This is a genomic window from Hymenobacter plasmatis (assembly GCF_020711255.1).
Taxonomy (GTDB): domain Bacteria; phylum Bacteroidota; class Bacteroidia; order Cytophagales; family Hymenobacteraceae; genus Hymenobacter.
In genome coordinates this window covers 1-1,002 of record NZ_JAJFAW010000062.1, presented here as the reverse complement: position 1 = coordinate 1,002, position 1,002 = coordinate 1, and the positions used below count along the sequence as shown (strand labels likewise).

The window sequence follows — 1,002 nt, the reverse complement described above, 5'->3', positions numbered from 1 at the left end:
TGTATAGTCCCAAAGAGTGATGGTGTATTTTCCGGGCTGGAATTTCGCACGCACTTATGGGACAAGTACTCCACGGCAGCGCCCGCACAACGGCGGCGATACGGCGCGCTATCCAACACAGCCAGGAAAGCCTACAAAGCTTAGCCACGCGCTACGGCATCAACCCGAAAACGGTGGCCAAGTGGCGCAAGCGCCCCACCGTGCTTGATTCCCGGATGGGCCCTACACCGGTTTCAACGGTGCTCAGCGCCGAGCAGGAGGCCATTGCGGTGGCTTTTCGTCGGCACACACTCTTGGCCCTGGATGATTGCCTCTACGCGCTGCAGGCTACGATTCCGCACCTGTCCCGCTCCGCGCTGCACCGCTGCTTCCAACGCCACGGCATCAGCCGCCTGCCGCTGAGCGAAGACGAGCAAAGCCCACCAAAAAAGAAATTTAAGGACTACCCCATCGGCTACCTGCACGTCGATTTCGCCGAAGTACGCACCGAAGAAGGCCGCCAATACCTTTTCGTCGCCATCGACCGCACCAGCAAAGTGGCCTTTGCTGAGTTGCACCCGCGGGCCACGCGCATGGTCGCAGCGGACTTTCTACGGCGGGTGCTGGAAAAGCTGCCCTATAAAGCCCACACCGTCCTGACCGACAATGGGGTGCAGTTCACCCTGCAGCCACACCAGTGGTTTCCGGGCGGGCACAGTTTTGCCCGCATCTGCCGGTCCTTCGGCGTGGAGCACCGGCTGACCAAACCAGCGCACCCGTGGACCAACGGCCAGGTCGAGCGCATGAACCGCACCATCAAAGAGGCCACCGTCCAGCGCTACCATTACCAGACGACCGACGAGCTCAACGAGCACCTGCAAGCTTTTTTGCTGGCCTACAACCACGCCAAACGCTTGAAGACCCTGCGCGGACTGACTCCGCATGAATTTGTCTGTGCCCAGTGGCAAAAGAACCCGACTATCTTTACCCAGGACCCGACCCACCTCACGCTGGGACTATACA

The 1,002-nt window shown here is 60.3% G+C and carries 1 protein-coding gene; it reads left to right on the top strand.

What is annotated here, in order from left to right:
- Window positions 1-56: 56 nt before the first annotated feature.
- A partial coding sequence (locus LJ738_RS21130) for an IS481 family transposase (protein ID WP_227788339.1) occupies window positions 57-1,002 on the top strand: 946 nt, incomplete at its 3' end.